Source organism: Acinetobacter sp. GN11 (genome assembly GCF_054823985.1).
On sequence record NZ_JRVL01000379.1, the window covers coordinates 458 to 812 of the forward strand.

The following is a 355-nucleotide window of genomic DNA, read 5'->3' on the forward strand; positions in this document are numbered from 1 at the left end:
ATAACTCCCGCATCAGAGCCATTCCTTCTGAGGAATAGCCTTGTGTGGTGAACTACTCGTTCCCTCCCGTAGCGGTAGGACGGGAGTGGGACACCTTCGGGTGTGCTGGATGTCGAACCCAGTCCGTCAACCTGCTTCCGTTCTGCCACCATAATTTATAATGTTTCGGCAGAACTCCCAAAAGAAGGAGTTGGCCCATGCACATTTATAAATTACTGGCAGTCACTGTCAAAATCTATCTCGACACAACTTAAACTTTTAAAGCAGTTTGATCGCCATTAGGCTTTTCAGGCTTTAATTCGTCACGACCAAAAAACTTAATCATCAATAAAACTTGAGATGTGCCAAGCACAGT